At 65.0% G+C, this 25,047-nt stretch carries 22 protein-coding genes and 1 pseudogene; 16 read left to right on the top strand and 7 right to left on the bottom strand.

The annotated features are described in order from the left end of the window. Positions 1-289: 289 nt before the first annotated feature. The gene (locus tag H5J25_RS10930) at positions 290-1,078 is read right to left on the bottom strand and encodes an arginyltransferase (RefSeq protein ID WP_202090889.1); all 789 of its coding nucleotides are present in this window, start codon (positions 1,076-1,078) and stop codon (positions 290-292) included. Between the two features lie 130 nt (positions 1,079-1,208). Further along, on the bottom strand, positions 1,209-2,456 hold the full coding sequence (locus tag H5J25_RS10925; RefSeq protein ID WP_202090887.1) for a threonine ammonia-lyase: 1,248 nt from the start codon (positions 2,454-2,456) through the stop codon (positions 1,209-1,211). 157 nt (positions 2,457-2,613) lie between these two features. On the opposite strand from H5J25_RS10925, the gene H5J25_RS10920 reads away from it, so the two are divergent. From H5J25_RS10920 to H5J25_RS10910, 3 genes are all read left to right on the top strand, one after another. Continuing rightward, entirely contained in the window at positions 2,614-3,456 is an 843-nt protein-coding gene (locus H5J25_RS10920; RefSeq protein ID WP_202090885.1) for an NAD(P)-dependent oxidoreductase, read from the top strand. 164 nt (positions 3,457-3,620) lie between these two features. After that, positions 3,621-5,261 (top strand): amidohydrolase, encoded by a 1,641-nt coding sequence (locus H5J25_RS10915; RefSeq protein ID WP_225883515.1) that lies wholly within the window; start codon positions 3,621-3,623, stop codon positions 5,259-5,261. 124 nt (positions 5,262-5,385) lie between these two features. Next, complete coding sequence (locus H5J25_RS10910; protein WP_202090883.1) at positions 5,386-6,408, top strand: choice-of-anchor A family protein; 1,023 nt, start codon at positions 5,386-5,388, stop codon at positions 6,406-6,408. Between the two features lie 61 nt (positions 6,409-6,469). Here H5J25_RS10910 and ctrA read toward each other — a convergent pair whose 3' ends face one another. Continuing rightward, on the bottom strand, positions 6,470-7,171 hold the full coding sequence (gene ctrA / locus H5J25_RS10905) for a response regulator transcription factor CtrA (protein ID WP_202090881.1): 702 nt from the start codon (positions 7,169-7,171) through the stop codon (positions 6,470-6,472). A 150-nt stretch (positions 7,172-7,321) separates the two neighbouring features. After that, a complete protein-coding gene (locus H5J25_RS10900; protein WP_202090879.1) occupies positions 7,322-8,224 on the bottom strand; it encodes a LysR family transcriptional regulator in 903 nt (300 codons plus the stop codon). Positions 8,225-8,358: 134 nt separating this feature from the next. On the opposite strand from H5J25_RS10900, the gene H5J25_RS10895 reads away from it, so the two are divergent. Continuing rightward, a complete protein-coding gene (locus H5J25_RS10895; RefSeq protein ID WP_202090877.1) occupies positions 8,359-9,057 on the top strand; it encodes a pirin family protein in 699 nt (232 codons plus the stop codon). A gap of 84 nt (positions 9,058-9,141) precedes the next feature. Then, positions 9,142-9,744, top strand: coding sequence for an NAD(P)H:quinone oxidoreductase (gene wrbA / locus H5J25_RS10890; protein WP_202090875.1), 603 nt, complete (start codon positions 9,142-9,144; stop codon positions 9,742-9,744). A 345-nt stretch (positions 9,745-10,089) separates the two neighbouring features. Here the strand turns inward: wrbA and H5J25_RS10885 are convergent, their stop codons facing one another. Further along, on the bottom strand, positions 10,090-10,890 hold the full coding sequence (locus H5J25_RS10885) for a M15 family metallopeptidase (RefSeq protein ID WP_225883062.1): 801 nt from the start codon (positions 10,888-10,890) through the stop codon (positions 10,090-10,092). A 47-nt stretch (positions 10,891-10,937) separates the two neighbouring features. Here H5J25_RS10885 and H5J25_RS10880 point away from each other — a divergent pair, with 47 nt between their 5' ends. The 3 genes from H5J25_RS10880 (at position 10,938) to H5J25_RS10870 (ending at position 12,629) form a co-directional block, all read left to right on the top strand. Beyond that, on the top strand, positions 10,938-11,624 hold the full coding sequence (locus H5J25_RS10880; protein WP_202090873.1) for an RluA family pseudouridine synthase: 687 nt from the start codon (positions 10,938-10,940) through the stop codon (positions 11,622-11,624). A 7-nt stretch (positions 11,625-11,631) separates the two neighbouring features. Further along, a complete protein-coding gene (gene arfB / locus H5J25_RS10875) occupies positions 11,632-12,057 on the top strand; it encodes an alternative ribosome rescue aminoacyl-tRNA hydrolase ArfB (protein ID WP_202090871.1) in 426 nt (141 codons plus the stop codon). Between the two features lie 86 nt (positions 12,058-12,143). Beyond that, a complete protein-coding gene (locus H5J25_RS10870) occupies positions 12,144-12,629 on the top strand; it encodes a GAF domain-containing protein (protein WP_202090869.1) in 486 nt (161 codons plus the stop codon). Positions 12,630-12,789: 160 nt separating this feature from the next. On the opposite strand, the gene H5J25_RS10865 is transcribed toward H5J25_RS10870, so the two are convergent. Together H5J25_RS10865 and H5J25_RS10860 are read right to left on the bottom strand one after the other, a co-directional pair. Then, positions 12,790-14,091, bottom strand: coding sequence for a M20/M25/M40 family metallo-hydrolase (locus H5J25_RS10865; RefSeq protein ID WP_202090867.1), 1,302 nt, complete (start codon positions 14,089-14,091; stop codon positions 12,790-12,792). Beyond that, positions 14,091-14,546 carry a universal stress protein gene (locus tag H5J25_RS10860; protein WP_202090863.1) on the bottom strand — a complete coding sequence of 152 codons (456 nt, stop codon included), beginning with the start codon at positions 14,544-14,546 and terminating at the stop codon, positions 14,091-14,093. Before H5J25_RS10860 ends, H5J25_RS10865 begins: the two co-directional genes overlap by 1 nt. Positions 14,547-14,668: 122 nt before the next feature. Here H5J25_RS10860 and H5J25_RS10855 point away from each other — a divergent pair, with 122 nt between their 5' ends. The 8 genes and pseudogenes from H5J25_RS10855 (at position 14,669) to H5J25_RS21670 (ending at position 24,923) form a co-directional block, all read left to right on the top strand. Then, entirely contained in the window at positions 14,669-15,985 is a 1,317-nt protein-coding gene (locus H5J25_RS10855; RefSeq protein ID WP_202090862.1) for a pyruvate dehydrogenase complex dihydrolipoamide acetyltransferase, read from the top strand. A 13-nt stretch (positions 15,986-15,998) separates the two neighbouring features. Beyond that, positions 15,999-16,223 (top strand): hypothetical protein, encoded by a 225-nt coding sequence (locus tag H5J25_RS10850; protein WP_202090860.1) that lies wholly within the window; start codon positions 15,999-16,001, stop codon positions 16,221-16,223. Next, entirely contained in the window at positions 16,213-16,638 is a 426-nt protein-coding gene (locus tag H5J25_RS10845) for an acyl-CoA thioesterase (RefSeq protein WP_202090858.1), read from the top strand. Before H5J25_RS10850 ends, H5J25_RS10845 begins: the two co-directional genes overlap by 11 nt. Next, positions 16,631-18,028, top strand: a complete 1,398-nt coding sequence (gene lpdA, locus H5J25_RS10840) for a dihydrolipoyl dehydrogenase (protein ID WP_202090856.1) — start codon at positions 16,631-16,633, stop codon at positions 18,026-18,028. The genes H5J25_RS10845 and lpdA overlap by 8 nt, the downstream gene beginning before the upstream one ends. Before the next feature lie 13 nt (positions 18,029-18,041). After that, positions 18,042-19,433: a hypothetical protein gene (locus tag H5J25_RS10835; RefSeq protein WP_225883061.1), complete on the top strand. Its 1,392-nt coding sequence runs from the start codon at positions 18,042-18,044 to the stop codon at positions 19,431-19,433. Positions 19,434-19,500: 67 nt separating this feature from the next. Then, positions 19,501-20,763, top strand: coding sequence for a Xaa-Pro dipeptidase (locus tag H5J25_RS10830; protein ID WP_202090854.1), 1,263 nt, complete (start codon positions 19,501-19,503; stop codon positions 20,761-20,763). Positions 20,764-20,881: 118 nt separating this feature from the next. Then, positions 20,882-24,082, top strand: coding sequence for a bifunctional cytochrome P450/NADPH--P450 reductase (locus H5J25_RS10825; protein ID WP_202090852.1), 3,201 nt, complete (start codon positions 20,882-20,884; stop codon positions 24,080-24,082). Between the two features lie 167 nt (positions 24,083-24,249). Beyond that, positions 24,250-24,923 (top strand): annotated as a pseudogene (locus H5J25_RS21670) (SLATT domain-containing protein). Positions 24,924-25,047: the final 124 nt, after the last annotated feature.

The raw sequence follows: 25,047 nt of genomic DNA, 5'->3' as shown, positions 1-25,047 counted from the left end.
CCCGCGTAGGCGGGAATCCATACTGGCTGGCGTTTTCGCCCTATCCGATCGTCGTGATTACGGATCCCGCCTGTGGGGCGATGACGGGGGTGGTAGGGTTCTTTCGTTCGTCACCCCGGACTTGTTCCGGGGTCCACCGGGCGACGAGCCGTGTGCATTGAGCCCCTTGCCGATCCGCTTTCCGTGCCTCGGAACCCGGAACAAGTCCGGGGTGACGGGGGGTGCCGGGGATGCTGGTGGGCGGTGCGTGGGGGATTTCTGTCCGGCCAGACACGACGTCGATCCTGCCCTAAGCCAGTTCGCCTTCCAGCGCCGCCTGCGCCTTGGGCGACACCGCGATCGCGTCGTCGGTCAGCAGCGACCAGCCTTGCGGGCCGAGCACTTCCAGCGGGCGATAGCGCGTCTTGTATTCCATCCGCGCCGAACCCTTCACCCAATAGCCGAGATAGACGTACGGCAGCGACGCGGTTCGCGCGCGCAGGATATGGTCCATGATGATGTAGTTGCCGAGTCCCGGCCGCGCTTCCACATCGGAGTCGAAAAAGCTGTAGATCATCGACAGTCCGTCCGCCTGCTGATCCGTCAGGCAGGCGCCGACCAACCGCCCCGGGCGTCCGTCGACCGATGGCTCGCGATATTCGACGATGAAGCTGTTCACGGGAGAATGCTCGACCATGTCGGCATAATCGCCTTCGTCCATGCCGGCCATTCCGCCGCCCGGATGCCGCTGCGACAGGTACCGGCGCAGCAACTGAAACTGTTCGTCCGTCGCCCAAGGGCGGCAGGCGGTGACTTCGAGATTGCTATGGCGCTTGATCAACTTGCGCTGCGTGGCGTTGGCGACGAAATCCGATGCGACGACGCGCACGGACACGCAGGCGGTGCAACCCGCGCAGCTCGGACGATAGGCGACCGACTGGCTGCGGCGAAACCCGATCCGGCCCAGCGCATCGTTCAATTCGCCGGCATGCGGACCGTTCAGCTCGGTGAACACCTTGCGTTCCTGACGCCCCGGCAGATACGGGCAGGGCGACGGGCTGGTCACGAAGAACCGGGGGAAACGAAATGGCGCAGTCACCGCCTTCTGTCCTCTATTGTGCCCGGCCGAAGCGCCGCTCCCGCAATGTATCGCGCAGCGCGCCGGTGATGAAAAGCGACTTTACCACGATTGATGGTTAACGTTGTCAGAACGGGGGACAATCCGTGCCTCAGGCCAGTTCGACCGGGCTCGCCTCATACCCCGCCTCGTTCAGTGCCGTCATCAGCCGATCGAGATGCGCCCGATCCCGCGTTTCGCATTCTATGTCGGTTATCAGGCCCTTGGCCGGCAATGTCGTGAAAACGCGCTGATGATAGATTTCGATGATGTTGACGCGTTGCTGGTCGAAGATGCGGGCGACATTGAACAAGGCGCCCGGCTGATCCTGCAGCCGGATCCGCAACCGCGCGAGGCGACCCGAGCGCGCAAGATCGCGCAGCAGCACATTGGCGAGCAACCGCGTATCGATATTGCCGCCACACAGCACGACACCGACCGTCTTGCCGCGGAACCGCTCGGGATGTTGCAGTAAAGCGGCAAGACCCGCGGCGCCCGCACCCTCGACCACCGTCTTTTCGATCTGCAGCAACAGGCTGACGGCTTCCTCAAGGCTGCGTTCGCTGACCAGAACGATGTCGTCGACCAGTTCGGCGACCATCGTCGACGTGATGCCGCCCGGTTCCTTGACCGCGATACCTTCGGCCAGCGTGTCGCCCGCACAGGGCATATTCGTGCCGTTGATGCGGTTGTACATCGACGGGAACAGTTCCGCCTCGACTCCGATCACCTCGATCGCCTTGTCCGCCGCGCGCGCGACCGTCGCCATGCCGGAGATCAGCCCGCCCCCGCCGATCGGCGTGATCAGCATGTCGATCGCCGGCACGTCGGCCAGCATCTCGATCGCGACTGTGCCCTGTCCGGCGATGACGCGGATATCGTCGAACGGATGGACGAACGTCAGCCCGCGCTCCGTTTCCAGTTCGCGCGCATGGGCATAGGCGGCATCGAACGTATCGCCGTGCAGCACGACCGTGGCGCGGTGCCCCTCCGTCTGCGTCACTTTCACGGTCGGCGTGTTGGTCGGCATCACGATCGTGGCGGGAATGCCCAGCCGGTGCGCGTGATAGGCGAGGCCCTGCGCATGATTGCCCGCCGATGCCGCGATGACGCCGGGCGTGCCCGCGGGCAATTGCAGCAGCGTGTTCAGCGCGCCGCGCTCCTTATACGCCGCCGTGAACTGCAGATTCTCGAATTTCAGATACACGGTCGCGCCGGTCAGTTCGGACAAGGTGCGGCTGATAAAGGTCGGTGTACGGACGATCTGGTCGGAAATCCGGGCATGCGCGGCACGGATATCGTCGATCGTGACGGGCGGGACGAATGCGGGACGGGGATCGGGCAGGGAATTGGTGGCCATCTGTTCTTCCGTTCGCATCACGCCGGTCGGCGGATCGTTGAGGGCAGCCCCGCGCCCGGTAAGACGGACGATGCTGCGATACGCTCAGCACGATCGGGGAACGCCAGCCGCCTAGACCATCTGGCGCGCGCGGGAAACACCGCTTATCGCGTGGGGCATGGCAAACATAGCTTTCATCGGAACCGGCGTCATGGGCGCGCCGATGGCCGGGCACCTCGCCCGCGCCGGACATAGTGTCACCGTCTACAACCGCACGCGCGCAAAGGCGGAGGCGACCAAGCTGACCGTCGCTGACACGCCCGCAGAGGCGGCGCGCGGCAAGGATGCGGTGATCGCCTGCGTCGGCAATGACGACGACCTGCATGCGGTGACGCTCGGCCCTGACGGCGCGTTCGCCGCGATCGGGGAAGGCGCGGTGTTCATCGATCACACTACGGTGTCCGCCGGGATCGCGCGGCGGCTGGCCGAGGCGCGCGCGCTGGTCGTCGATGCGCCGGTATCGGGTGGTCAGGCGGGTGCGGAAAAGGGCGCGTTGTCCATCATGTGCGGTGGCTCGGCGGCGGCGATGGCGATCGCCGAACCGATCATGCAGGCCTATGCCGCGCGGATCGTGCATGTCGGCGCGGCGGGCGCCGGCCAGACGACCAAGATGGTCAACCAGATCGCGATCGCCGGCGTGCTCCAGGGGCTCAGCGAGGCTTTGCGGTTCGCGCAGGCGTCAAATCTCGATCTCGCCAAGGTGTTCGAGGCGATTTCGGGCGGCGCGGCGCAAAGCTGGCAGATGGTCAATCGCTGGGAAACGATGGGACAGGACAAGTTCGACTTCGGCTTCGCGATCGACTGGATGCGCAAGGATATCGGCCTCGCGCTGGACGAGGCGAAGACCAACGGCGCGGTCCTGCCGGTCGCGGCTTTAGTCGATCAATTCTATGCCGAGGTCCAGAAAATGGGCGGCGCCCGACAGGATACCAGCGCGCTGGTGAGGAGATTACCCAAGTGAAGTTCGTGTCTGATCGTTGCGAAGCCGCTGTTCTCACCTCCCTGGAAGGGAGGGGCCGGGGGTGGGTCGAGGCTTTGCGATACTGCTTCGACGAACCGCGACATCACGGTATCGCCTGGACGCCACCCACCCCCAACCCCTCCCTTTCAGGGAGGGGAGCAGTACTGGCTCTGGCGCTGGCGCTGGCGACAGTCCTTCTACCCGCGCCCGCCAGCGCCGACGCGTTGATCGACAACGTCACCGGCATCACGATGGACAAGGACGGTAAGCCGATCCAGTTCACCGGCCTGCTGATGACCACCGACGGCAAGGTCACCAAGCTGCTCCAGCGCGGCGAGAAGCGTCCGGAAAAGCTCGACTGGCGTGCCGATATGAAGGGCAGGGTGATGCTGCCGGGCTTCGTCGATTCGCACGGCCACGTCATGGAACTGGGGTTCCGGGCGCTCGCGCTGGACCTGTCGGACACGAAGACGCTCGAGGAAGCCAAGGCGAAGATCGCCGCTTATGCCGCGAAGAACACCGATCGCCGCTGGATCCTCGGCGGCGGATGGAATCAGGAGACGTGGGGGCTGGGGCGCTTTCCCACCGCGGCGGATCTGGAAGGCGTCGCGCCCGGCCGGCCGATCTGGCTCAGCCGGGCGGACGGCCATGCCGGATGGGCGAATTCGGTCGCGATGGCGGAGGCGAAAGTCTCGGTGCGCAGCGTGTCGCCGCCTGGCGGCAGGATCGAGAAGACCGGGACGGTCCCCAATGGCGTGTTCGTCGATGCCGCGCAATCTTTGATCGAGAAAACAGTACCACAGCCTTTGCCGGGGGATCGCAATTCGGCGTTCCTGAAGGCACAGGCGATCCTGCTCGGCTTCGGCATCACCGCGACGGCGGACATGGGCACCAGCCTCGACGATTGGCTCGCCTATCGCCGCATGGGCGATCTCGGCGCGATGCGCGTGCGCGTCATGTCCTATGCCAGCGGCGTGGACACGGCGGTGCAGATTGCCGGGCGCGGCCCGACGCCGTGGCTGTACGGCGACAAGTTGCGGCTGGGCGGGGTGAAGCTGTACGCCGATGGTGCGCTTGGATCGCGCGGGGCATGGTTGAAGGCGCCCTATAGCGACGCGCCGAAGCAGAACGGGCTGGGTTTCATGGCGGAGGACGTGATCCGCAACCTGATGAGCCGCGCCGCGCTGGAGGGATTCCAGGTCGCCGTGCATGCGATCGGCGATCAGGCGAATGCGCAGATCCTCGACGGGATCGACGCGATGGTCGACACGTACAAGGGCGATCGACGCTGGCGGATCGAACATGCGCAGATCGTCGCGCCGTCGGATCTGCCGCGCTTCGGCAAGAACGGCATCATCGCATCGATGCAGCCGGTTCATCAGACGAGCGACCGGATCATGGCGGAGGCTCGGCTCGGCTCGGCGCGGCTGACCGGCGCCTATGCGTGGAATTCGATGCTGAAGGCAGGCGCGAAACTCGCGTTCGGATCAGACTATCCGGTCGAAAGCCCCGACCCGTTCGCCGGCTGGGCTGCGGCGTTCACGCGGATGGATGCGCAGGGGCAGCCGTTCGGCGGCTGGCGTCCGGAAGAAGCCGTCACGCGCGAACAGGCGTGGTGGGCTTTCACGCAGGGCGGGGCCTATGCCGGGTTCGCCGAAGAAAAATTCGGGCGTCTTGCGACGGGTCAGCGGGCGGACTTCATCATCGTCGACCGCGACCCGCTCGCCGCGTCGCCGACCGAGCTGCGCGGGACTAAGGTCCTGGAAACATGGGTCGGTGGCGAGAAGGTGTGGGAAGCCAAGTGAAGTCGCGCGCCGGCGCTAACCAGTTCCGGCAACCACATCCCGTATCAATGGGGGACATCGGTACCGAAACGAACGCTTGAGTGTGCCGGGACACGCCCCTAGGGGACGGTTTCGGAGGACTATCATGAAGCTATCGATCGTTGCAGCGGCACTGGCCGCATCTATCCTGTCAGCGGTGCCGGCGTCGGCCGCGACCGTCATCACCGGCACGGATGCGCTGCGCGAATGGAACCTGATCGTTCTCGGCGACCTGTCTTCCAGCTCGGAAGTGGAAGGCCGGACCTTCGTTGGCGGTAACCTGTCGGGCAATTCTTCCAACTATCAGATCCGCACTCCGGCCGCGTCGTCGAACGCGCAACCCGGACTGACCGTAGTCGGCAACGTCGTAGGCAGTACCAAGAATCTGAACGCAGGCGGCGCGGTGATCGGCGGCAATCTGGTCAGCGGCGTCAACATGAACGGCGCCCCGCAGACGTTGCGTGTCGGCGGGACCATCCAGAACACCAACATCAACCAGAACATCGTCCAGTCTGGCCTGGCCGGCACGCCGGGCTTCACGTCGGGGCTGATCGCACAACGCGACGCGCTGGTCAGCTCGATGGCCGGCCTGTCGGGCGCGCTGGCGCAACTGTCCCCGACGGCGTCGGTATCGATCGCGAACAATCGCGCGCTGTTCGAAGCGGCGGGCAACGGCATCGCGGTGTTTTCGCTCACCGCCGCGCAGCTTGGCCAGTTCGGCGAGATTCAGTTTAACCGCAACGGGTTCGATACCGTGGTCGTCAACGTGTCGGGCAAGGCGATCACGCTGAACGACAATTTCCTGGGTAACAGCAACGGGCTGGGCAGCAACGTCATCTGGAACTTCGCCGATGCGACCACGCTGAACCTGACCACCGCGTGGCACGGGTCGATCCTTGCCCCGAACGCCGTGGCGACCACGGCGAACTTCGTCGAGGGCAGCGCGGTGTTCGGCAGCATGGTCCAGAATGGCGAGATCCACCTTGGTGCCTATGCCGGCCGCAATCTCAACGTGACCAGCGCCGTACCAGAGCCGGCCAGCTGGGCGATGATGATCGGCGGCTTCGGCATCCTGGGCGCGGCGCTGCGCCGTCGCCGTTCCGTCACGACCCGCATCGCATACGCCTGAAACGCGACGGGCCACGGTGTCGAGAATGACACCGTGGCCCGTTGCTAATCGTGTTGAAGGATCAGGCGACCGCGATCGCGCCCACTTCGTCCGGCTCGCGCAGCACATAGCCACGGCCCCAGACGGTTTCGATGTAATTCTCGCCTTCGCATGCCAGCGACAGCTTCTTGCGCAGCTTGCAGATGAAGACGTCGATGATCTTCAGTTCCGGTTCGTCCATCCCGCCATACAGGTGGTTGAGGAACATTTCCTTGGTCAGCGTCGTGCCCTTGCGCAGCGACAGCAGTTCCAACATCGCATATTCCTTGCCGGTCAGATGGACGCGGCTGCCATCGACTTCGACCGTCTTGGCATCCAGATTGACGGCAAGCTTGCCGGTGCGGATGACCGACTGGCTGTGGCCCTTCGACCGGCGGACGACGGCGTGGATACGCGCGGTCAGTTCCTCGCGGTGGAACGGCTTGGTCACATAATCGTCCGCGCCGAAGCCGAACGAACGGACCTTGCTATCCATTTCGTTGATCCCGCTCAGGATCAGGACCGGCGTCTGCACCCGTGCGACGCGAACCTTCTTCAGCACGTCGTACCCGTGCATGTCGGGCAGGTTCAGATCCAGCAGGATGATGTCGTAATCATACAGCTTGGCGAGATCGAGGCCTTCCTCGCCCAGATCGGTGGTATAGACATTGAAACCTTCGGTCGTGAGCATCAATTCGATCGCCTTGGCGGTCGTGGGCTCGTCTTCGATCAACAGTACGCGCATCTTGGCCGTCCCCTGTCCATTCGCAGTGTTCGACGACCCCCGTTGGCCCGATCCGACTGCGCCTAAACCATTAACCTCTCCAGTGATGAAGGTAAAAGGTTAATTTCCGATTAAGCGGCACGAAACCGCGAGTCGTCAGGGGGTTAGCTGTTAAGACTCAGCGCATAACGGCTTAAGGCGATCGGCCAGGAAGGCGATCAGCGCCTCGACGCGTGCCGGCCGCAGGTTGCTGGGCGGCGTCAACAGATGCAATGCGATCGGCACCATCGACCAGTTGGTAAGGATTGGTTCCAGCATCCCGCTTTCGAGATCGGGCCCGACGATGAAGTCGGGCAGCACCCCGATGCCCAGGCCCGCGCGCAATGCCGGAAGCAGCGCGTCGCCGCTATTCGCACGCAACGGACCCGCCGGACGCAACGCCGCCTCGCCACCGTCCGGACCGTGGAAGCGCCACGGGCCGGTGACGTTGGTATAGGCGAAACAGGGCCTTTCGCCGAGTTGCGCGGGGTGCGTGGGGCGGCCGTGCTGCGCGAGATAGGCGGGGCTGGCGACGATATGCATCGAGATCGGCCCGATACGGCGCGCCCGGAGCGACGAATCCGGCAGGTCCGCGATTCGCAGCGCGATGTCGAACCCTTCGGCGACGATATCCACCTTGCCGTCGGTCAGATGCAGGTCGATCTCGATCCCCGGATTGGCGGTCAGGAATTCCGCCACCAGCGGGGCGACCTGCACCAGCCCGATCGTCATCGGCGCGGTCAGCCGGACGAGACCGGTGGGGGCGGTCGCCGCGTCGCGCGCCGCCTCTTCCGCCGCCTGCGCCTCGCCCAGGATGCGGGCGGCATATTCGGCCAGCCCCTTGCCGCTCTCGGTCAGCGTCAGGCGGCGCGATGTGCGATGGAACAGGGATTGGTTGAGATGCGCCTCCAGCCGCGTGATCGCCTTGGACACGGTCGCCTTCGATACCCCGATCGCATCCGCCGCGCCGCTGAACGAGCGATGCTCGACGACTTGGGCGAAGATCGCCCAGGCTTCGAAATCGGGCAGGCGCATGCGTCATTCCTCTGAGTTCGTTACGGCTGCGACGATAGCGGACGAAACGATCGGTTTCCAGCGTTTCCATTTACGTCATGATCCAGCGCCCTATCTTGGTTGCAACAGTGAAACGACCGGTCGGGAGATATCAGATGGTCGAGAAACGTACGTTCGAAAGCCTGGGCCATGCCGATCACGGCTGGCTGAATGCCCGCCACCATTTCTCGTTCGCGGATTATTACGATCCCGCGCGGATGGGGTGGGGTGCGATCCGCGTGTGGAACGATGACGAGATCGGTCCGAACAGCGGCTTCCCCGCGCATCCGCACCGCGACATGGAGATCGTGACCTATGTCCGCACCGGCGCGATCACGCATCAGGATTCGATGGGCAACAAGGGCCGGACCGGCGCGGGCGACGTGCAGGTGATGAGCGCCGGCACCGGCGTCCGGCACGCGGAATATAATCTGGAGCCGGAAACGACGACCCTGTTCCAGATCTGGATCGAACCCACGCGAAAGGGTGGATCACCCAGCTGGGGCGCCAAGCCGTTCCCCAAGGACGTGCGCGACGGGCGCTTTGCCGTGCTGGCCAGCGGATTTGCGGAGGATGTCGACGCCTTGCCGATCCGCGCCGATGCCCGCGTGCTCGGCGCGACCGTCAAGGCGGGTGAGACGCTGACCCATACGGTCGGCGAGGGGCGGTATGCCTATCTCGTCCCCGCGACCGGCCGCATCGAGATCGACGGCGTGCCGTTCAAGGCGCGCGACGGCGCGGCACTGGTCGGCGGGAACACCTATGCGATCCGTGCGCTGGACGCTGCGGAGATCGTCCTGGTCGATTCCGAGTAAGCGCGCCCCGCGTTCCGATACCTCAAATCCTCGACGTCCGGCGCGCGCCGGGCGTCGGCACTTCTCACCCTAGGAGCATCCCCGATGACCAAAGTTCTCGTTCTCTATTATTCGTCCTACGGCCATATCGAACAGATGGCTGATGCCGTCGCCGAGGGCGCACGCTCCGCGGGGGCCGAGGTCGATATCCGCCGCGTTCCAGAAACCGCACCCGCGGAGGTCGTGAAATCCGCGGGCTTCAAGGCGGACACCGCGCATGAGGTGATCGGCAACGTCAACGATCTTGCCAATTACGACGCGATCGTCGTCGGCGGCCCGACTCGCTTCGGTCGCATGCCGAGCCAGCTTGCATCCTTCCTCGACCAGGCCGGCGGCCTGTGGATGAAGGGATCGCTGAACGGCAAGGTCGGCGCTGCCTTCACCTCGACCGCGTCGCAGCATGGCGGGCAGGAAACGACCTTGTTCTCGATCATCACCAACCTGCTGCATTTCGGCATGACGATCGTCGGGCTGGACTACGGTTTCCAGGGGCAGATGGGCGTGGACGAGGTCAAGGGCGGCTCGCCTTACGGCGCAACGACGATCGCGGATGGCGACGGCAGCCGCCAGCCGAGCGCCGTCGAACTGGACGGCGCGCGCTATCAGGGCAAGCGGGTCGCCGAGACGGCGGCGAAGCTCAGCGCCTAAGTACTGGATGCCGATGCGTCCCCGAGGTTGGGGGCGCGTCGGTGGTTGAGTGCGCTTACCGTCACCCGGGCAGCGCCCTTACCGTCACCCCGGACTTGTTCCGGGGTCCACGGTGCCGCATGCGCCGCGATAAGAGGTTCGAGGGCTTGCATTCGCGGAGCAGTGGACCCCGGAACAAGTCCGGGGTGACGGATACTGCGTGGGACGTCCAAGGGCCCCGAACCAACCCCACCCCGTTCGTTTCGAGCGAAGTCGAGAAATCCTTGAGGCAGTCCCTGCGGCCCGTTTCTCGACTACGCTCGAAACGAACGGGGGGCGGGCGGCCGCTGTCGGGCGCCGGCGGGGCTACCGCTTCTTCTTTTTCTTCCCCGGTGGGGGCGCCTCCGGCACCGTCACAACAGGTGCAACCGGCACGGGCGCGACCCAGCGATCCAACTGATCGGCGATCCCCGGCCTAGCCGGAAAGCTCATCCGTGCGCGGCCAAACACGGCCCTTGCACGCGACGCGCCCTGGGTCATGATCGAGCGTCCCACCCAGCGCCAATGCCACGGTTCCCACGTTACGTTCTGCGCATTGCCGGAAGGAAAGGACAGTTCGAACCCGAAGCCCGGTGCGTTGACGAGCAGCCACTTTCCAGCCGCGGTCGTCGCCATACAATCGTCTACGTCGGGACAGCCCGGCGACGGGCGGATACCGAAATCGATCGCATAGCCGGTGGCATGTTCGCTGAACCCCGGCGGTCCCACTGATCGCGCGCGCTCGGCCGCATCCTTGCACATCTTCGTCGGCCCGATCTCGCTGCAAAATACGCCGCGCTGGCGAGCGATCGAGCGATAGCAGGAAACGGCGCGCAGGTGCCCGGCGACGCCGGGCACGCCGGCGGCGGCAAGCAGCATGCGCTCCAGATCCGGTGCGGCGTCACGGTGGATCAGGCAGGACTGGCCGAGCGCAAAACCCGCTGGCGCCGGTACGAGATCGGCCGCTTCCGTCTCGCGGTAAGGAATGTGGCCCAGCACGCGCCCGTCCGCTCCGGGCATCACGACCTGCCCTTCGCATAACTGTTCGGGGCTGGCCATCGCGACCGCAGGCGCCAGCCCGACGATCCACGACAGGATCCGTATTGCGCGGTGGCGGGGGGTCTTCACTGGCTTCTCTCTGGCATGCCGGCGCGCGCGGTGGCAAGGGGGGCGGGATGCTTGCAAATCATGTTCTCTTTCTCGACGGCGAAGCGCTGGTCATCGACAAGCCCGCCGGGCTTCCGGTGGATCGGCCGCGCAACGGCTCCATTTCGCTGGAAAACCACCTGGATGGCCTGAAATTCGGCTTCCGGCGCTGGCCGCACGCGGTCCACCGGCTGGACCGCGACACGTCCGGGTGCCTGCTCCTGTCGCGCAATCCGAAGGCGCATGCCCGCTTCCAGCAGGCGTTCGAACAGGGGCTGGTGACAAAGCGCTATCTCGCGGTGCTGGACGGCGTGGTCGAGGGGGAGAGCGGGTTGATCGATCTCGCGCTCGCCAAGATCAGCAGCCAGGAAGAGGGCTGGCGGATAATCGGCGATCCGGCGGGCAAGGCGGCGCGGACCGGTTGGCGCGTGCTGGAGGTGAGGGACGGGCGCAGTTTCGTCGAATTCATGCCGCAGACCGGGCGGACGCACCAGATCCGCGTTCATGCCGCCGAGGCGCTCGGTGCGCCCGTCGTCGGCGATCCGATCTACGGATCGGGCGGCCCGCACACGTTGCTGCATGCCGCGGAACTGACCGTGCCGCGCGAGGGCAAGGACCCGATCGTCGCGGTTGCACCGTTGCCGGAACGCTTCGTCGCTGCCGGTTTCAGCCTGCCATCCGCCGACGCCCCGGTGCCTCCGGTGGTCGAGGCCTGACCTTGCGATGGTCGCGATCCCGATAACACGGACGATTTCGATCGACGACAGCGAACTGATCGAGACCGCGACGCGCTCCGGCGGCCCGGGCGGACAGCACGTCAACACGACGGACAGCGCGGTGATCCTGCGGTTCGACGTCGGCAATTCGCCCGGCCTGCCGCTGGCTGTCAAAAACCGCATCGCGGTGCTCGCCGGATCTCGCCTGACGCGCGACGGCGTTCTCGTCCTGCGCAGCGAAGGCAGCCGGTCGCAGTTGCTCAACCGTCAGGAAGTGCGCGAACGCCTGTTCGACCTGATCCGCGAGGCGACGATCGTCCCGAAGAAGCGCCGCCCGACCAAGCCGTCCAAAGCCGCCAAGGCGCGGCGCGTGGATGCGAAGAAAGGGCGCAGTACGGTCAAGGCCGGGCGAGGTCGCGTTAGCCTGGACTGACGAGGAAGGGGGCTTGCCGCACGCCAGCGACTTGCCCCGTACCCGCCGCCACGCCATCTGTCCGCCAGGTCACGCACGGAGCATCCATGTACCAGTTTGACATTTCCACCGGCACCAAGTCCGACCTCTACCGCGACCTGATCGCGGCGCTGGACGCACTGACCGCGCAGGAGCCGGACCCGATCGCCAATATGGCGAACGCCGCGGCATTGATCTGGGAATATCTGCCCGACCTCAACTGGGCCGGCTTCTACCGTGCGATCGACGGCGAACTCGTCCTCGGGCCATTTCAGGGCAAGGTCGCCTGTATCCGTATCGCGATGGGCAAGGGCGTGTGCGGAACGGCGGCCCAGACGCGCGAGACTCAACTGGTCGAGGACGTCCACGCCTTTCCCGGCCACATCGCATGCGATGCCGCGAGCCGGTCGGAACTCGTCGTCCCGATCGTCCATCAGGGCGAGCTGATCGGCGTGCTCGATCTCGACAGTCCCGAAGCGGCGCGGTTCGACGCGGGCGACGCAGCAGGATGCGAAGCGCTGATGGCATTGCTCGCGCCGAGGCTGCAGGGGTGATCCTGCGTGGGACGGTGCGGACTGTATTAACCCGGCCCGCTTCCCAAACTCGGCTCGCTTCCCACCCCCGTTCGTCCTGAGCTTGTCGAAGGGCGGGCCCAGCAGCACAGGTGATTCGACAGGCTCAGCACGAACGGGGCGGGGAAAGGGTACGTGCCCCTCAACGCCGCGCGCGTTCGCCGAACGTGACGATGCTTTCCGATCCATCCGCCGCGACCGCCGCGACGCCGACCAGATGGTCGTCGACCGGAACGTTCTTCAACAGCGTTTCCGTCGCAGCGACGTCCACGCCGCCGGTCCAGTCGCGCGCGTCCGACTTCCGCCACTTTACGCGGTATTTCACGGCGCCGGGGATCGCCGCCCACGCGACCTTCGTATCGCGCGACAGGTCGCCGGATATCGTCACCTTGTCCGGCGCGGCGGGGGCAGCGGCAAGGCGGCGGATCGTCGCGACGTTGATCGCGGTCACCTTGGCAAGATAGGCGAAGTCCATCCGGTCGATCGTGTCGCCGAACACCACGCCCTTTTCGGTGCGCAAATTCTGGTGTTGCGCGTCCCAATTCTCGACCGAGGATGTGAACCGTACCGCCGGAAAGCCCAGTTTCAGGAACGGTTCGTGATCCCCGCCGCGCCCGAAACGGTCGGGCCGGCGATCGACGAACACGTCCAGGCCGCCGGGCACCGTGCCGGCGATCCCGTCGATCGCCTTGGCCAATGCCCGTGACGGACCGTCATCCTCGCCGCCATTGCCGCGCCGGGCGATCTGCGCCGCAAGATCCTCCGATGCGCGAATCCCTTCGGAGAAGACACGCACTTGCGCCACGTCGCGGACGCCGCCCTGGCCGATCGAATTGCCGACGATGTCGTTGTTGAGCATCGCGGTGACGGTCCAGTTCTTCTCCTTCGCCGTCTCCGCCAGCAATTGCCCGCCGAGCAACCCCTGTTCCTCGCCGGACAGCAAGGCATAGACGATCGTCGCGCGGAACTTCTGCTTCGACAGCAATCGCGCCGCCTCAAGCACCAGCGCGGACCCGGACGCATTGTCGTTCGCACCGGGCGCGTCGATCTTCGCGTCCATGACGTCGGATGCGCGGCTGTCGATATGCGCGGCGACGATCACGACGCGTTTGGGGTCGCTACCTTGCTGAAAACCCAGCACGTCCACGATGTTCGCACCGTCGGGCGTGCGCGGCGAGACCATCGTCCGCGCAATGTTCGAAACCACGATGCACCCGCCGCACGCATCCGCGATCCGCGCCATCTCCGCGCCGCCCCACGCCCGCGCCGCGCCGATCCCGCGCACCGGATCGTCGGGCGAGGACAGAGTGTGCCGCGTACCGAAGCTCACCAGTTTCGCGACACTTGCCTTCAATCGTGCAGGATCGGGCTTGTCCTGCGCGACGGCCGGCTGGGTCAGCGCGAGAGTGAGCAAGGGCGGGGCGAGCAAGGGCAGGTAACGCATCAGGAAAGCCTATCGATATCGTCGCGCGTCAGCGAACCGGGGATGATCATCAGCGGGATGGGCAATACGCCCGCATCCGCGCCGGCGAAATGCGTGACCAGCGGCCCCGGCGCGCCCGCCGCGGCGGCCCCCAGCACGAGGGCGGCGATGTCCGGATTGGCGGCGATCATCTCGCGGATGATCTTGGGCCCGTCGCCCTGCTTCAACGTGATCGACGGCCGCAGTCCGGATTCCTCCAGCAACGTGCCCGCCGCCCCGGCGACGAGCGCCTCGGCATGGACTCGCGCCTCCTCCTCGATCGTCGCCTGCACCCCGCCCCACGGCCCGAATTCGGACGGCGGCATCAACGTCAGAATTTCCACACCCCCTCCCGTCTTCACCGCACGGCGTGCCGCAAAGCGCAAAGCGATGCCTGCTTCGGGCGTTTCGTCAACGACAACCAGATAGATGCGCATATCTTTTCCCTCGAACGCATAGGTGCCGCGATGCGTCGCCCTGCGCAAGGGCCGGTCTTGACCCGGGCGGCGCAGGCGACGAAGGATCGCTTCGCACCGGAATCGAAGCCTGAGGGATGATAATGCCGATCGAGATCAAGATGCCTGCGCTGTCGCCGACGATGGAGGAAGGCACGCTGGCCAAATGGCTGGTCAAGGAAGGCGACGTCGTCAAATCGGGCGATCTCATGGCCGAGATCGAAACCGACAAGGCGACGATGGAGTTCGAAGCCGTCGATGAAGGTACGATCGGCAAGATCATGATCGCCGAGGGTACCGACAATGTGAAGGTCGGCACCGTCATCGCCACATTGCTGGAAGAAGGCGAAAGCGCCGACACGGCCCCGAAGGCCGATGCGCCCAAGGCCGATGCCCCCAAGGCCGAACCAGCCCCCGAGCCCGCCAAATCGGAAGATACCGCCAAGCCGGCTTCACCCGCACCGAAGTCCGCCGCCCCGACGGCATCTACGGCGGCATCGGGCGACCGGATCAAGGCAAGCCCGCTCGCACGCCGCATCGCCGCCGAACAGAGCATCGACCTGTCGACCTTGACCGGATCGGGCCCCAATGGCCGCATCGTGAAGGCGGACCTCGAAGGCGCGACCGCGGGCAGCGCATCCGCGCCGACCGCACAGGCTCAGGCGTCGGCTCCGTCCACCGCCCCGCAGGCTGCGCCCGCCGCCGCTGCAAAGCCTGCCGCGATCCCGGATATCCCGCACGAAGCGACCAAGCTCAGCAACGTCCGCAAGACGATCGCGCGCCGCCTGACCGAATCCAAGCAGCAGGTGCCGCACATCTACCTTACGGTCGACGTCCGCCTCGACGCGTTGCTGAAACTGCGCGGCGAGCTGAACGCGGCGCTGGAATCGCGCGGCGTGAAGCTTTCCGTCAACGACCTGCTCATCAAGGCGCTGGCGGTCAGCCTGATCCAGGTGCCGTCGTGCAACGTCATGTTCACGCCGGATCAGCTGATCAGCTTCCAGCGCGCGGACATCTCCGTCGCGGTCAGCGCGCCTTCGGGTCTGATCACGCCGGTCATCACGCATGCGGATACCAAGACGCTCAGCCAGATCTCGACCGAGATGAAGGACCTCGCCACCCGTGCGCGCGACCAGAAGCTGAAGCCGGAGGAATATACCGGCGGCACGGCAAGCATCAGCAACATGGGCATGTTCGGCATCAAGAATTTCGACGCCGTCATCAACCCGCCACAGGCGATGATCATGGCGATCGGCGCGGGCGAGAAGCGGCCGTATATCGTCGACGGCGAACTCGGAATCGCCACCGTCATGTCCGCGACCGGCAGCTTCGATCACCGCGCGATCGACGGATCGGACGGCGCGCAGCTGATGCAGGCGTTCAAGGCGCTGGTCGAAAATCCGCTGGGCATGGTGGCCTGACATGGGGCCGCGGATGCTCATGGAGCTTCTGCACCTCATCGTCGGGCTCGTCGCGATCCACGTGATCGCGGCGCTGGCGGCTTGGTCCGTACCGAATGCCAGCGTGTCGATCTGGTGGGTCAGCTGGGTCGTGACGGTGATCGTCATCCTCGCATCGATCCGGTCGATCGCGGCGGCGCACCGGCGCGACAAGGACGGGGCGGCGGCGCACCGGAACAGGCAACGCGATGAGCGATAGCCCGCCGGCAACCGCCCCCGCGATCCGCGCGACCGCGATGGCGGCGGATGCCAATCCGTACGGCAAGGTCTTCGTCGGCTGGCTGATGGGCCAGATGGCGCTGGCCGCGGGATCGGTCGCGTCGCGGCATAGCGGCGCACGCTGCCCGGTGGTCGCGGCGGACGGCTTCAGCTTCACCACCCCCGTCAGCATCGGCGAGGAAGTGTCCTTCCACGCCGAGATCGTCGCCACCGGCCGCACCTCGCTGACCGTCGCGGTCCATGTGTGGCGCCGCGATCGCCACGGCGAAGGCGCCTCGAAAGCGGCGACCGGCCGGTTTACCTTGGTGGCGATGGGCGATGACGATCGTCCCCGTCCCGTCGACTCCCACGCAATCGAACAACACGCAGCTCTCGAAGGAAGCGAACTTGGCTGACACCTACGACCTAATCGTACTCGGATCCGGACCCGGCGGCTATGTCGCGGCAATCCGGGGGAGCCAGCTTGGCCTCAAGGTCGCGATCGTCGAGCGCGAGCTGCTCGGCGGAATCTGCCTCAATTGGGGCTGTATCCCGACCAAGGCGCTGCTGCGTTCGGCCGAGATCTTCCATTACATGCAGCACGCCAAGGATTACGGGCTGGCCGCGGAGAAGATCAGTGCCGATCTGGATGCCGTGGTGAAGCGCTCGCGCGGTGTCGCGAAGCAGCTGAACCAGGGTGTCACGCACCTGATGAAGAAGAACAAGATCGCGGTGCATATGGGGACGGGCAAGCTGACCGCCGCGAACAAACTGACCGTCACCGCGGCGGACGGCAAGACGACCGAGCTCGAGGCGAAGAACATCATCCTCGCAACGGGCGCACGCGCACGCGAACTGCCGTTCGCCAAATCCGATGGCAAGCGCGTCTGGACGTATCGCCACGCCATGACGCCGTCTGAAATGCCGACCAAGCTTCTGGTTATCGGATCGGGCGCGATCGGGATCGAATTCGCGAGTTTCTACAATGACATGGGGTCCGAGGTCACCGTGGTCGAAATGCTCGACCGCATCGTGCCGGTCGAGGATGCCGACGTCTCCGCCTTCCTGCAAAAGGCGTTGACCAAGCAGGGCATGACGATCCTGACCGGCGCCGGCGTGGACAAGATCGACGTCGGCGCGAACGGCGTGAAGGCCGCGATCAAGGCGAAGGACGGCACGGTCACGACCAGCGAGTTCAGCCATGTCATCGTCGCGATCGGCATCCTGCCCAATACGGAGGAAATCGGGCTGGAGGCATTGGGCGTCGAGGCGGATCGCGGCTTCCTGAAGACCGGTCCGGATTGCCAGACCAACGTTCCCGGCCTGTATGCGATCGGCGATATCACCGCGCCGCCCTGGCTCGCGCACAAGGCGAGCCACGAAGGCGTCATCGCGGTCGAGGCGATCGTCGGCAACCACCCGCACGCGATGGACCCGCGCAACATTCCGGGCTGCACCTATTGCCACCCGCAGATCGCCAGCGTCGGCCTGACCGAGGCCAAGGCGAAGGAGCAGGGGTATGAAGTAAAGGCCGGCACCTTCCCCTTCATCGGCAACGGCAAGGCGATCGCGTTGGGCGAGGCGGAAGGCTTCGTGAAGACGGTGTTCGACGCGAAAACGGGCGAGCTGCTCGGCGCGCACATGATCGGCGCGGAAGTGACCGAACTGATCCAGGGCTACACGATCGGCAAGACGCTGGAGACGACCGAGGCAGAACTGATGGAAACCGTCTTCCCGCACCCGACCCTGTCCGAAATGATGCACGAAAGCGTACTCGCGGCGTACGGGCGCGCTTTGCATATCTGATCGGCTGTCCCGGGTGTCCGCCCCCGTACGGATCGGCGGGGCGGCGCTCGGGCTGTGCATCGCGACGCTTGCCATCTCCTGGCCGGGCGTGTCGATGTACGACAGCGTGTGGCAGTATGAGCAGGCGCTGAGCGGGCGGTATAACGACTGGCATCCGCCTGTGATGGCGTGGCTGTGGGCAATGCTGCATCCGCTCGGGCGGGGTGCGGCCCCGATGTTCGTGCTGCAGATCCTTTCCTACTGGCTCGGCATCGGGCTTTGGGCGTGCGGGATCGCGCGAACCGGGCGGTGGCGCGCGGCGATCTGCGTGCTGGTTGTCGGCGCGTGCCCGCTGTTTCTTGGCTGGCAGGTCGCCGTGCTGAAGGACGCTCAGATGACGGCGGCCCTGCTCGCGGGAACAGGGCTGATCGCGTGGTGGCGTCTGGCGGATCGCGCGGTGCCGATTGCTGCACTTTTTGCTGCGGGTGGGTTGCTGCTCTACGCGGTGTCCGTGCGCAGCAATGCGTTGTTCGCCGTGGTCCCGCTCGTCATGATGCTGACGCGCTGGAAACCGCTGCGTCGTATCACGATCGGTCTGGCCGCCCTCATGGTCGTGCTGGCGGTGTCGCCGTTCGTCAACACGCGCGTGATCGGTGCAGAACACAGCAATGTCACGCACGCGCAGCCACTGTTCGATCTGGCCGGTATCGCGCATTTCGGCGGGCAGGCCGGACGCGTCGGGCTGCACCACGGCGAACATGCGATGATCGCGACACGACATTGCTACACACCCTTTTTCTGGGATCCGCTGGGCGACGGGGATCGCTGCGGCACGGTGTTCGATCGTTGGAGTGCACTGCCCGCTGGCGAGGTTGGTGGAGCATGGGCCGCTGCGATCCTGCATCACCCGTTCGCTTATGTGAGGCACCGGCTGGCGCATCTCAACTCGACATGGCGCTTCATCGTGCCGTTCCGCTACCCCAGCGCCGCGCCACCGCTCGGCGGCGAGCCCAATAGTCTCGGGCTGCGCAATCCCGGGCCGGCGCATCGCTGGCTCGCGCTGTCGGGCGCGATGCTGGCCGAGACGCCGGTTGGTTGGCCGATCGCGTGGATCATGGTCGCCGCCGGAGTGCTGTTCGTGGCGCGAACCATGTCGGGTCCCGCACGCGATCTGGCCCTCGCGCTCGCGGTATCGGCGCTCATGCTGGAGGCGAGCTTCGCCGTTATCAGCATCGCATCGGATCTGCGCTATCACCTCTGGTCCATGATCGCCGCCGCGCTCGCCGCGATCCTGATCGCGCACCGCGCGGAGCGGCGGGATGTTACGCTTGCCGGCGCGGCGGTCGGCATCGTCGTGGGTGTCGCGATCGTCGCCCGTCTCGCGCTGCCGGTCGGCCCGCTGACCTATCGGGCGATGCTCGGCTGAATCGCACTGGCGCGGCGCGCGTTCGCGGCTAGGATACGGCGCGAAAACACAAAAGGGGTGATGTAGCATGATCAAGTATCTCGGCGCGGCGATCGCGCTGCTCGCGGCTGTGCCCGCATCGGCTGAAACCGTCATCGTCACTGCCGACCGGATGATCGACGTGCTGTCGGGCAAGATGGTCGACCACCCGGCGGTGACGATCGTCGACGGGCGAATCACCGGCATCGCCGACGCGCGCACGATCAAGTTCGGCGGCGACGTCAAGCATATCGATCTCGGCGGCAAGACGATCCTGCCCGGCCTGATCGACATGCACGTCCACCTCACCAGCCTTGCCGAGATCGGCGGCTATCGCGGGCTGCAATATACCGATTCGTTCTGGAGCGCGGTGGGCGTCGGCAATGCGAAGAAGACGCTGGATGCGGGCTTCACGTCGGTGCGCAACGTCGGATCGAGCGATTTCCAGGATGTCGGCCTGCGCGAGGCGATCGATGGCGGCTGGGTGCAGGGGCCGCGCATCACCACCGCGGGCTATGCGATCGGCGCGACCGGCGGGCATTGCGACAACAATTCCCTCCCGCCATCGCTCGACCGCAAGGAAGCCGGGGTGATCAATTCGCCCGAGGAAGCGCGTGCGAAGATCCGCTGGCTGCACAAATACGGCGCGCAGGTAATCAAGATCTGCGCGACCGGCGGCGTCTTCTCGCTCGGCGACAGCGTCGGCGGGCAGCAACTGACGCTGGAGGAGATGAAGGCGATCGCGGACGAGGCGCATATGCTGCACCTGCGGGTGGCGGCGCACGCGCATGGCGACGAGGGCATCCGCACCGCGATCCTCGCCGGGATCGACACGATCGAGCATTGCAGCCTCGCGTCGGACGAGACGATCAAGCTCGCCGCGCAGCGCAAGACGTGGTTCTCGATGGATATTTATAACGACGATTATATCCTCGCCACGGGCACCGCGAACGGGACCGAGCAGGAAAGCCTCGACAAGGAGAAGATGATTGGCCTGAAGCAGCGCCAGACGTTCCAGCGCGCGGTTCGGGCGGGCGTGCGGATGGTCTTCGGATCGGATGCAGGCGTCTATCCGCACGGCGACAATGGCAAGCAGTTCGCCAAGATGGTCGAATGGGGCATGACCCCGATCCAGGCGATCCGCGCCGCCACCAGCGATGCCGCCGAAGCGCTGGGCAAGCCTGAGGACGTCGGCGCGATCGCGGTCGGCCGCTATGGCGATATCGTCGCGGTCGACGGCAATCCGCTGACCGACGTGCGCGTGCTGGAACGCGTCAGCGCGGTCATCAAGGGCGGCGTACAGGTCAAGTAATACCGGTCTCCAAGACTACCGGCGTCGTCCTGTGCCGCTCACGAGACGACGCCGGCGGCAGGCAAGGTTGCGCAACCCAACCACCTGTGTTGATGTGTAAAGAAAAGCGGAGAGCGTGATGGCATCAGCGGCTGAATTGGATCGGGCGCGGGTGCCGTCCCCGCCCGGCCTGCCCGTGGTCGGGCACCTGCACCAGATCGCGCGCGCCGGGCTGATCGGCTATCTGCTGCGCATCAGCCGCGATTTCCCCGCCGGTATCTTCAAGCTGAAATTCGGCAGCCGCGTCGGGCTGTTCGTCACCAACCCCGATCTGGTCGAGGAATTGTGCGACGAGACGCGCTTCCGCAAGATGCCGGGGCCGGGCCTGCGCGTCGTCCGCAAGTTTGCGGGCGACGGCCTGTTCACCGCGTTCAGCGAAGAACCGAACTGGGGCAAGGCGCACCGCATCCTGCTCCCCGCGTTCAGCCAGCGGGCGATGCGCGGCTATTACGACATGATGCTGGAGGTCGCCGACCAGCTCGTCGGCAAATGGTCGCGGCTGAGCGGAACGGACGTGCTCGTCGCGGACGACATGACCCGCTTCACGCTGGATTCGATCGCCATCGCCGGTTTCGGCCACCGCTTCGCCAGTTTCGAACGCGAAGAACTGGACAGTTTCCTGGAAGCGCTCGCCCGCGTGCTGGGTGAATCGCTCAACATGATCACGCGCCTGCCGATCCAGCAGCGTTTCGCCAAGAAGGCGGAGCGACAATATGACGCCGATATCGACGAGATGAACGCGCTGGTCGACGGCATCATCGCCGAACGCCGCGCGCATCCGAACGATGGGAAGGATCTGCTTAACCTGATGATCTCCGCCGTCGATCCGGAAACGGGGGAGGGGCTGGACGACATCAACATCCGCTATCAGGTGCTGACCTTCCTGATCGCCGGGCATGAGACGACGTCCGGCCTTCTCACCTTCTCGCAGCACCTTCTGCTCCGCCACCCGCACGTGTTGGCGCAGGCCTATGCCGAGGTGGACCGCGTGCTGCCCGGCGACAAACGCCTGGATTACAGCGACGTAGCAAAACTCGAAGTCATCGAGCGAATCCTGAAGGAAGGACTGCGGCTATGGCCGACCGCGCCCGCCTTCACGCTCGCGCCGTTCGAGGACGAAGTCATCGGCGGCACCTGGCACCTGCGCAAGGATCGCCCGGTCAACGTCTTCGCCCCCGGCCTGCACCGCGACCCGAGCGTCTGGACCGACCCGGACGAATTCGACATCGACCGCTGGCTGCCCGAGGCGGAGGCGGCACGCCACCCGCATGCCTACAAGCCGTTCGGCAATGGCGAACGCGCGTGCATCGGCCGCCAATTCGCGATGGTCGAGGCGAAGATGGCGCTGGCGATGATCCTGCAGAAATTCGCGATCAGCGATCCGCATTCCTACACGCTGCGGATCAAGGAAACGCTGTCGATCAAGCCCGACGAATTCTACATGCGCGTCCGCCTGCGCCAGCCGCACGAACGGCTGAGCGTCGCGCCCGCGCCCGATGCCACGACCGACGACGCGCCCGTCGCGGCCATATCCGGTTCGGGCCAGAAGTTCGCCGTCCTCTACGGCTCCAGCCTCGGCACCGCGCGCGACATTGCGGAGGAAATCGCCGCACGCGCCAATGTCGACGGGTTCGATACCGTCGTCCGATCGATGGACGAAAGCTTCAAGGGCGGGGCGGAGCCCGAGGACAAGGTGATCGTCATCGTCACCGCCACCTATAACGGCCGCGCCCCCGACAGCGCGCTGGAGGTCGAGCGCGGACTGGATGCGGGCGTGTTCGAAGGCGCCGACTGGTCCGGCGCGCGCTTCGCCGTGCTCGGAATCGGCAACTCGCAATGGCCGAACTATCAGGTCTTCCCCAAGCGGATCGACGCGGCGATCGAGGCGGCGGGCGCGACCCGGCTGCTGCCCCGCGCCGAGGCGGACGGGCAGGGCGATTTCGACGGCGCGGTCGCAGGCTTCGTCCGCGATCTGTGGAAGGCCTTGGGCGCCGAAGCCGCGCCGACCGAAGTCACGTCCTCCCTGTCGCTGCGCATGCTCGATACGCAGGAGGTGCGTGCGCAGGCGCTGCCCGAACATGCGCAACTGCTTGAGATCGTGGGCAATGAGGAGATGGTGCGCCCCGCCGACGGGCTGTGGGATTTCGCGCAGGAACCGCCGCGCCCCTCCACCCGCTTCATCCGCATCCGCCTGCCGGAGGGGCAGGACTATCGCACCGGCGATCACATCGCGGTCTATGCACGCAACCGTCCGGAGCTCGTCACGCGGACGATCGAGCGGCTCGGCCTCGCCGGCGCGGCGCAGTTGCGGCTGGACGGGCAGGGCGGCCGCTTCCGCCACTTGCCGCTCGGCCAGACGGTGACGGTGCGGCAATTGCTCACCGATTTCGTCGAACTGTCCGATCCGCTGCCCAAGCGCGCGCTGTCGGTCGTCGCCGCACAGACGCGCTGCCCCAATACGAAGCGCGAACTTGCCCGGCTGGAGGATGCGTTCGATGCCGAGGTGACGGCTAAGCGCCTGACATTGGTCGACCTGCTCGATCAGCATCCCGCCGCCGAACTGTCGCTGGATGCATTGGTCGAACTCTCCGCCGCGATCGCCCCGCGCTTCTATTCGATCGCCTCCAGCCCGCTCGTGTCGCCGGACGTGGCGGACCTGATCGTCGGCACGATGGCCGCGCCGCATTGGTCGGGCCTCGGCGAACATCGCGGTTTCGCCAGCGGGTACATGCAGCAACTCGCCCCCGGCGACTCCGTGTTCGGCTATGTCCGCCGCCCCAACCCGCCCTTCGCCCCGCCATCGGACACGCGCCTGCCGCTGATCCTGATCGGCCCCGGCACCGGCTTCGCCCCGTTACGCGGCTTCATCCAGGAACGCGCCGCCCAGAAAGCCGCCGGCGCGGATATCGAACGCAGCCTGTTGTTCTTCGGTTGTCGCCATCCCGACCACGACTGGTTCTGCCGCGAAGAGGTCGAGGATTGGGCGGCGCAAGGCGTGATCGACCCGTATCTCGCTTTCTCCGCGGTGGAGAGCCACCCGTGGAAATTTGTGCAGGACGCGCTGTGGGGCGAACAGGAAAAGGTCTGGGCCGCGATTCAGGCGGGTGCGCAGATCTTCCTCTGCGGCGACGGCCGCTTCATGGCCCCCGCCGTCCGCGACACGCTGATCCGCATCCAGATGCAACAGGTGGGGACGGAACATGCGCAGGGCTCGGCGTGGCTGGAGCAGATGATCGAGGATGGGCGCTTCCATCAGGATGTGTTCGGGTTCGGGAAGTAGGGTCCGCTAACGCCCGCCACCAAAAATTTCGTGGCTCCATAGACCCTCGTCAGTATCTGTCATTTTTTTCATGTGACCCTACAAGGCTCGTCAAGGCCGAACTCTGCGTGGCTTGCCTTTTTTCGTCAAATGCTCTCACTAGCCACAATACAATATCGGGGGCGACGATGAGCGACGACACTGTCTTGAAAATAGCCATCTCTGACTTTAAGCGCACCGTGGAAATTACCCGCGATGTAAGATTTCAAGCAAACCTAAGGCTGGCTACCCGACAGAGACTGTCCTCATACATGGTATCATTCCTGTCTCTTTATGTTATTGCGCTTTCTTTGGTGCCAAACATATTGAAGTTGGCCAATTATCAGAATCAGATACTGTTAGCTTGCTCTATAGTCCTTTCTGTATTTGTTATTTTTAAAACCTTATTGAAGGATCTCAAAACTTTTATTATCAAGGTGAATTATTACATCAATGCGCACGCAAGGTGGCGACAGTTTACCACAAGGTGAAGAACATCGACATAGACGCCGACGCCGAAAAGGCTTACCAAATGCTTGAAGATCTGCAAGCAGAGTATCGAGTTGCGCTCGATGAATGCCCGATAAATCATGCGAATGTTGATTTTGCCAGAGAACAGGGACGTAAACCACACCTGTTTCCCCTTGAATATGTTGGCGGTTGGAAGGCAGGAAAGCAGGCGCGGAAGATGGCTTATGGAGCTGTCGGTCCTCACGCCTGGATGACGCTACATCTTTTTGCGATACTCGTGATTTCAATCATTGTTTACAAATACGTTCTTGTCGGCGCTTCAGCCACGGGAGCTATATCAATTTTATCATAGGGGGTTAACCTTGCCTTTTCGTCAGATGTCTCAACCGCGACATGCGTGCTGGCAATAGCTTTCCGGCTCGTGAATGCTCGGAGCGTTGCTTTAGCCAACGAAGCTTTGCAAAGTGACTAGTCAG

It is taken from the genome of Sphingomonas aliaeris (genome assembly GCF_016743815.1).
Classification (GTDB): domain Bacteria; phylum Pseudomonadota; class Alphaproteobacteria; order Sphingomonadales; family Sphingomonadaceae; genus Sphingomonas; species Sphingomonas aliaeris.
This window is presented reverse-complemented; position numbering and strand designations above follow the sequence as displayed.